Source organism: Oerskovia sp. NPDC060287, assembly GCF_042726775.1.
Taxonomy (GTDB): Bacteria; Actinomycetota; Actinomycetes; order Actinomycetales; family Cellulomonadaceae; genus Oerskovia; species Oerskovia merdavium.
Window position 1 is genome coordinate 1 of record NZ_JBHXBO010000211.1, and the last position, 7,183, is coordinate 7,183.

Here is a 7,183-nt window from a genome sequence, read left to right on the forward strand (position 1 = left end):
GTCCTGGAGCGATGCTCCAGGACCCGGCCCGTCCGTCGTGGAGGAGCGTCTTCAGCCGGCCGCCGGGGGAGTCGTCGACTGCTCGGGCAGGCCCGGGAACGTACCCAGGGGAGCGCCCCACGCGACGGCCGCGAGGCTCGCCTCGGTCGACAGGTCGGCGAGCGGCAGACGCGTGCCCGTGCCGGCCTCGGCCGTGAGCGCGGCGTACGACTCCGCGAGCGAGGACTCGAGCTGGACGGCGAGCTCCGCCGTCGGGATGTCGGCCGGGACCGAGTAGGCGACCCGGCGCGGGTCCTGCGCCCCTCCCGCGGTGCCGGCCGCCTGGGCCCAGGCCTCGGCACGGGCGCGGTGCAGCACCGCGCGGTCGAGGGCTGCGGCGCGCACGTCGCCGTCCGAGAGGGCCGCGCGGACCTCGAACGCGTACCCCGCGGCGTCCTCGGCCTCGATGATGGTCGCCAGGTCCGTCGCGGTCAGGCCCGACGGCGTGGTCTCGGGGACGAGCAGGCCGGTCGGGAGCACGAGGGACTCGGGCAGCGGGGTGCCCGTCGTGGCTGCGAGCTGACGCGCGGAGGTGTCCTGCGAGGACACGATCGACGTCAGGAGCCGTGCGAACGGGCCGTCCTCGGTCTGGTCGATCCCCTCGCGCATGCTCGCGCTCGAGGCGGCGAGCGCGTCGAGGACCTCGGCGGGCGTGGCCGCGGTGGGCGTGGTGGGCTCGTCGGTCGCGCTCGCGGTGGGCTCGGGCTCGGGGAGGCCCGAGTCGTAGACGCCGCCCAGCTGCGTCACGTGGAGGTCGGCGAAGGTGCCCGTCTCGGTGAGCGTCGCGAGCGCGGTCGGGTCCAGGCCCGACGACGTCGCCACCGCCGCCTCGGCGAGGTCACCCACGAGCAGCGCGCCGTCGACCGCGCTGCGGCGCAGCGTCTCCTGGGCGTCGGGCACGGGCTCGGTCGGGGGAGGGGTCTCCAGGCGCAGGCCGCACCCGGCCACGGCGAGCAGCGCGAGGGACGTGACGATCGACACCACCGCGCGACCTGCGGGACGACGACGATTCGCCCGGACCCGTGAATATCCGGGCGAAGCGGACCGTACGGCGTCGCTCGGGGCGCTCGACGGGTGGAGGCGTGGAGTCGGTTCGGCAGTCATCGAGGGTGATGATGTCACGTTCCTGGCGGGTGAGTCGTTAGGCTGAACCCGTACAACAGCACACCGGTCGATTCCACTGCCCGGTGGGCTCTGGAAGCCGACGGGAGACCGAGACATGAACAAGGCGAAGCAGGCCGGTGCGGACAGGGTCCGCCAGGTCGTGGAACCTGCGGTGCAGGCAGCGGGCCTGTACCTGGAGGACGTGACCATCTCCCTGGCCGGCAGCCGCTCGGTCGTCCGCATCACGGTGGACCTGCCCGAGGACGCGGTGGGCAACCTGGACCTCGACGCCGTCGCGGAGGTCTCGCGCGAGATCAACAACGCGCTCGACGCGTCCGACGCCTTCCCCGGTGCCTACACGCTCGAGATCTCGACGCCCGGCACCTCGCGTCCCCTCACCGAGCTGCGCCACTTCAAGCGCGCTCGTGGCCGCATCGTCAGGCTCACGCTCACGGACGGCGGGAGCGTCGAAGGGCGCCTGCGCGAGGTCGAGGACGGCCGCCTGCTGCTCACCGGTGCCCCGGTGGACTCGGTGGCGCTCGACGACGTGACGCGCGGCGCCATCCAGGTAGAGCTCAAGCGTGCGCTCGAGGCGGACCTCGGCCCGGAGATGGCTGTTGACGAGAACCCCGGGGCGATCGCCCCGAACGACGAGGAGGTCTGATCGATGGACATCGACATGAGCGCGCTGCGCCTGCTGGAGCGCGAGAAGGACATCAGCCTCGACATCCTGGTGGCGGCGATCGAGCAGGCGCTGCTCTCCGCCTACCACCGGACCCCTGACGCGCACGCCCGCGCGCGGGTCGAGCTCGAGCGCCGCACCGGCCACGTGACGGTCTGGGCGCGCGAGGAGATCCCCGCCGAGGAGGACGCCGACGACGCGGCCGACGAGGTAGACGAGGACGGCGAGCCCGTGCGGCGCTACCGCGCGCCCGTGCTGGGCCCCGTGTTCGACGACACGCCCAAGGACTTCGGTCGCATCGCGCCCGCGACGGCACGCCAGGTCATCGTGCAGCGGCTGCGCGACGCGGAGGACGACCAGATCCTGGGCAACTTCCGCGGCAAGGAGGGTGAGGTCCTCGCGGGCATCATCCAGCAGGCCAACGACCCGCGCATGGTCCTCGTGGACGTGGGCGGCACCGAGGCGGTCCTCCCGCCGCACGAGCAGGTCCCGACCGAGGACTACGTCCACGGCGAGCGGCTGCGCGCGTACGTCCTGGACGTCGCCCGCGGCATGAAGGGTCCGCAGATCACGCTGAGCCGCACGCACCCGAACCTCGTCCGCAAGCTCTTCGAGCTCGAGGTCCCCGAGGTCGCCGACGGCTCGGTCGAGATCATGGCGATCGCCCGCGAGGCGGGTCACCGCTCCAAGGTCGCGGTCCGCTCGCGCGTCGCAGGGCTCAACGCCAAGGGCGCGTGCATCGGACCCATGGGCGGGCGCGTGCGCGCGGTCATGGCCGAGCTGCACGGCGAGAAGATCGACATCGTCGACTTCAGCGACGACCCGGCGGAGTTCGTGGCGAGCGCACTGTCGCCGGCCCGTGTGACGTCTGTCACCGTGGTCGACGCCGAGGCCCGTGCCGCACGCGTGGTCGTCCCCGACTTCCAGCTGTCCCTCGCGATCGGCAAGGAAGGGCAGAATGCCCGGCTTGCCGCGAAGCTCACAGGGTGGCGCATCGACATCCGCTCGGACGAGGGTGCACACCCCGGTGCGGCCGACGACCGGGCCCGCGGAGGCTTCGACGAGGTCGACGGACCGGGTTCCGGCGACGGAAACCGGTAACACTCGGTGAGCGGGCGCGCTAGACTGTCCCTGACTGGGCCACGGGTCCGGAATCCGTCGCACGACCCTCCAGGCGCTCACGCGCCCGTTCGGACGTGCGTCGGGTGCCGGGAACGTGACCTACGGTCTGTTCTTCTCCGCCTCGTGGTGGACCAGCCCGACATCCCAGAGCCCCGGCTCGTCGTCGATGTCGGCAGGTCGCTCCCGGGGCGCGGCGCCTGGCTCCACGATGCTCGGCGTTGCCTCGAGCTGGCCGAGCGTCGACGAGCCTTTCCCCGGGCGCTGCGTCTCGCAGGACCCGTGGACCTCGCCGGAGTTCACGCCCATCTCGACAGGGAAGACTGACCCGTCGTCAGTCATCGCCAGTCATCGTCAAGTCGGCGGTCCCGGTCGGCGGCGCACCCGCGCCGCCCCAGCCGAGCCGCGCCAGTACCGCACGAACACCGCACGAATCGTCGACAAGGAAGCGGGTTAGAAGCCGATGGGCACCCGATGAGTACCCAGCGATGAGCACCCAGCACTAAAGACGGTCCTCCCTGTTTCGGGTGGGCCGAGACAGGAGAGTTGTGGCAAAGGTCCGCGTCTACGAGCTCGCAAAGGAGCTCGGGGTGGAGAGCAAGACCATCATGACCAAGCTGACGGAACTCGGTGAGTTCGTCCGCTCGGCATCCTCGACCATCGAACCGCCGGTCGTCCGCAAGCTGCGCGACACCTTCCCGGTCGGTGGCACGGAGAGCGCAAGCGCTCCCGCCAAGCCCGCCGCCGCGAAGCCCGCGCCGGCACGTCCCGCCGCGCCCAAGCCCGTGCCGGCCGCCGAGGCCGCACCGGCTGCGCCCGCAGCAGCGGCTCCGGCTGCCCCCGCGCCGGCACCCGCCGCGCCCAAGGCACCAGCACCCCAGAAGGAAGCAGCGAGCCCCGCGTTCGTCGAGCCCACGCCCGCAGCCCCCGCTGCAGCCAAGCCCGCCGCCACGCCGGCTCCCGCCGCCGAGCGCAAGCCGTCGGCGTCGCCCAAGCCGGCAGGTGGCGGCAACGCCCCCGCGCCGGGCCCCCGTCCCGCAGCAGCTCGCCCCGGCGGCTCCGGCGGAACCGGTGGTGGCGGACGTCCCGGCGCCCCGCGCCCGGGCAACAACCCGTTCGCCTCGAGCCAGGGCATGCCGCGCGCCGGCGCCCCGCGCCCGGGCAACAACCCGTTCGCCTCGAGCCAGGGCATGCCCCGTCCGGGTGCACGCCCCGAGCGCGCCGCGGACCCGGCAGCGAACGCCAACCCCGCAGCAGCAGCAGGCAGCGCCGAGCGCACCGGTGGCCCCCGTCCCGGTGGTCCCCGTCCTGCCCCGCGTCCGGGTGGTCCCCGTCCCAACCCGGGCATGATGCCCGGTCGTACCTCGATCGGTCGTCCCGGTGACCGTCCTGCTCCCGGCGGTCGTCCGGGTGGCGGCGCCGGCGGTGCCGGTGGCGGTCGCGGCGGCTTCGCCGGTCGTCCCGGTGGTGCAGGTGGAGGCCCCGGCGGCGCTCCCGGTGGTGGCGGCGGTTTCGCCGGTCGTCCCGGTGGCGGTGGCCGCGGTGGCGCAGGTCGTGGCAGCACCCAGGGTGCGTTCGGTCGTGCAGGAGGGCGCCCCGTCCGTGGGCGCAAGTCGAAGCGGGCGAAGCGCCAGGAGTTCGAGCAGATGCAGGCCCCCTCGCTGGGTGGCGTGCAGGTTCCCCGTGGGAACGGCTCGACCGTCGTGCGCCTGCGTCACGGCTCCTCGCTCAACGACTTCGCGGACAAGATCGACGCGAACCCCGCGAGCCTCGTGACGGTGCTGTTCCACCTCGGTGAGATGGCGACCGCCACGCAGTCGCTCGACGAGGACACGTTCGGTTCGCTCGCCGCGGAGCTCGGGTACGTCATCGAGATGGTCTCCGCGGAGGAGGAGGACCGAGAGCTCCTCGGTGCCTTCGACATCGACCTGGACGCCGAGCTCGAGGGCGAGGGCGACGACGAGCTCCAGGCCCGTCCGCCCGTCGTCACGGTCATGGGTCACGTCGACCACGGTAAGACCCGACTGCTCGACGCGATCCGCCAGACCGACGTCATCTCCGGCGAGGCCGGCGGCATCACGCAGCACATCGGTGCCTACCAGGTCCGTCACGAGCACGAGGGCGTCGACCGTCCCATCACGTTCATCGACACCCCGGGTCACGAGGCGTTCACCGCCATGCGTGCTCGTGGTGCCCAGGTGACCGACATCGCGATCCTCGTGGTCGCAGCCGACGACGGCGTCATGCCGCAGACGGTCGAGGCGCTCAACCACGCGCAGTCGGCCGGCGTGCCGATCGTCGTCGCGGTCAACAAGGTGGACAAGGAGGGGGCCAACCCCGCCAAGATCCGCCAGCAGCTCACCGAGTACAACCTGGTGGCCGAGGAGTACGGCGGCGACACCATGTTCGTCGACGTGTCCGCCAAGCAGAACCAGGGCATCGACGCGCTCCTCGAGGCCGTCCTCCTCACGGCGGACGCCTCGCTCGACCTGCGTGCCAACCCGGACAAGGACGCACGAGGCGTCGCCATCGAGGCGAACCTCGACAAGGGCCGCGGCGCCGTCGCGACCGTCCTGGTCCAGTCCGGCACGCTCCACGTCGGGGACGCGATCGTCGCGGGCACCGCTCACGGACGGGTCCGTGCGATGTTCGACGAGCACGGCAACAACGTCACCGAGGCCGGCCCTGCCCGCCCCGTGATGGTGCTCGGGCTCGCGTCCGTGCCCAGCGCCGGTGACACGTTCCTCGTGGCTCCGGACGAGCGCACGGCCCGTCAGATCGCCGAGAAGCGCGAGGCGGCCGAGCGCGCAGCCCTCCTGGCCAAGCGTCGCAAGCGCGTCAGCCTCGAGGACTTCGCCCAGGCTCTCGAGCAGGGCAAGGTCGAGACCCTCAACCTGGTCCTCAAGGGCGACGTCTCCGGTGCCGTCGAGGCACTCGAGGACGCGCTGCTGCAGATCAACGTCGGCGACGAGGTCCAGCTGCGGATCATCCACCGCGGCGTCGGTGCGATCACCCAGAACGACGTCAACCTGGCGACCGTGGACAACGCGATCATCATCGGGTTCAACGTCAAGTACGGCGAGCGTGTCGAGGCACTGGCCGAGCGCGAGGGCGTCGACGTCCGCTTCTACTCGATCATCTACCAGGCGATCGACGACGTCGAGGCTGCACTCAAGGGCATGCTCAAGCCCGAGTACGAAGAGGTGCAGCTCGGCACCGCCGAGATCCGCGAGGTCTTCCGTTCCTCCAAGTTCGGGAACATCGCCGGTTCGATCGTCCGCTCGGGCGAGATCCGACGCAACACCAAGGCACGCGTCCTGCGTGGGGGAGCCGTCATCGGCGACAACCTCACGGTCGAGTCGCTCAAGCGGTTCAAGGACGACGCCACGGAGGTCCGCGAGGGCTTCGAGTGTGGTATCGGTCTCGGTTCGTTCAACGACCTGCAGGTCGGCGACACGATCGCGACGTTCGAGATGCGGGAGAAGCCGCGTAGCTGACGTACCTCTCCGCTGACGCCTACCCGTGAGGTGTGGCGGGTCTACTGCGGGCCTGGTGGCCCGTGCCAGACCCACCACGACCCGCCACACCTCACGGTCCGGCGTCGGCGGAGCTGTTCGTTCAGGACGTGGCCCGAAGGGCCCACCAGGAGCTGACTTCCTGCGGGGCCCTCTGATGAAAGGACTGAACCATGGTCGACAAGCCCAGGGCTCGCAAGCTCGCTGACCGCATCAAGGTCATCGTGGCGCAGATGCTCGACACCCGGATCAAGGACCCGCGTCTCGGGTTCGTGACCATCACCGACGTGCGTGTGACCGGTGACCTGCAGAACGCCTCGGTGTTCTACACGGTCTACGGCGACGACGAGGAGCGGGCAGGGACCGCCGCGGCGCTCGAGAGCGCCAAGGGGATCATCCGCTCCGAGGTCGGCAAGCAGACGGGGATCCGGCTCACGCCCTCCCTCGAGTTCCACCTCGACTCCGTGCCGGACACCGCTGCGCACCTCGACGTCGCCCTCCACGAGGCCGCACGTCGCGATGCCGAGCTGGCCGCGCTGCGCGAGAAGGCCACGTACGCCGGCGACGCCGACCCGTACAAGAAGCCTGTTGCTGACGACGAGGTCGAGGCCGACGGGTCTGCGGACTCCGACGAGGTCGCGCCCGCCTGACGGCGCGCCCATGCACCTGGCCGAGCGATCGGGCGGGTGCGGCACGACGAGCACACGAACGGCCGGTCCCCGCA

Annotated in this window: 6 protein-coding genes; 5 read left to right on the plus strand and 1 reads right to left on the minus strand. The window is 71.7% G+C overall.

Annotation, left to right across the window (positions count from 1 at the left end; all coding sequences use genetic code 11):
• Window positions 1-51: 51 nt before the first annotated feature.
• Window positions 52-1,023, minus strand: a complete 972-nt coding sequence (locus ACFWFR_RS15610) for a DUF4439 domain-containing protein (RefSeq protein WP_377623570.1) — start codon at window positions 1,021-1,023, stop codon at window positions 52-54.
• Between the two features lie 235 nt (window positions 1,024-1,258).
• Between ACFWFR_RS15610 and rimP the strand changes: the two genes are divergently transcribed.
• From rimP to rbfA, 5 genes are all read left to right on the plus strand, one after another.
• Window positions 1,259-1,807, plus strand: coding sequence for a ribosome maturation factor RimP (gene rimP, locus ACFWFR_RS15615; RefSeq protein ID WP_377623571.1), 549 nt, complete (start codon window positions 1,259-1,261; stop codon window positions 1,805-1,807).
• Window positions 1,808-1,810: 3 nt separating this feature from the next.
• Complete coding sequence (nusA, locus tag ACFWFR_RS15620) at window positions 1,811-2,926, plus strand: transcription termination factor NusA (RefSeq protein WP_377623572.1); 1,116 nt, start codon at window positions 1,811-1,813, stop codon at window positions 2,924-2,926.
• Window positions 2,927-3,073: 147 nt separating this feature from the next.
• The gene (locus ACFWFR_RS15625) at window positions 3,074-3,271 is read left to right on the plus strand and encodes a YlxR family protein (RefSeq protein ID WP_318244552.1); all 198 of its coding nucleotides are present in this window, start codon (window positions 3,074-3,076) and stop codon (window positions 3,269-3,271) included.
• Between the two features lie 221 nt (window positions 3,272-3,492).
• Window positions 3,493-6,441: a translation initiation factor IF-2 gene (gene infB, locus ACFWFR_RS15630; protein ID WP_191803876.1), complete on the plus strand. Its 2,949-nt coding sequence runs from the start codon at window positions 3,493-3,495 to the stop codon at window positions 6,439-6,441.
• Between the two features lie 191 nt (window positions 6,442-6,632).
• Window positions 6,633-7,109: a 30S ribosome-binding factor RbfA gene (gene rbfA / locus ACFWFR_RS15635; RefSeq protein ID WP_191803878.1), complete on the plus strand. Its 477-nt coding sequence runs from the start codon at window positions 6,633-6,635 to the stop codon at window positions 7,107-7,109.
• Window positions 7,110-7,183: the final 74 nt, after the last annotated feature.

Excerpts from the sequence above, each read along its gene's own strand:
- rimP (WP_377623571.1), top strand. The coding sequence starts at position 1,259 with ATGAACAAGGCGAAGCAGGCCGGTGCGGACAGGGTCCGCCAGGTCGTG.
- nusA (WP_377623572.1), top strand. The coding sequence starts at position 1,811 with ATGGACATCGACATGAGCGCGCTGCGCCTGCTGGAGCGCGAGAAGGAC.
- rbfA (WP_191803878.1), top strand. The coding sequence starts at position 6,633 with ATGGTCGACAAGCCCAGGGCTCGCAAGCTCGCTGACCGCATCAAGGTC.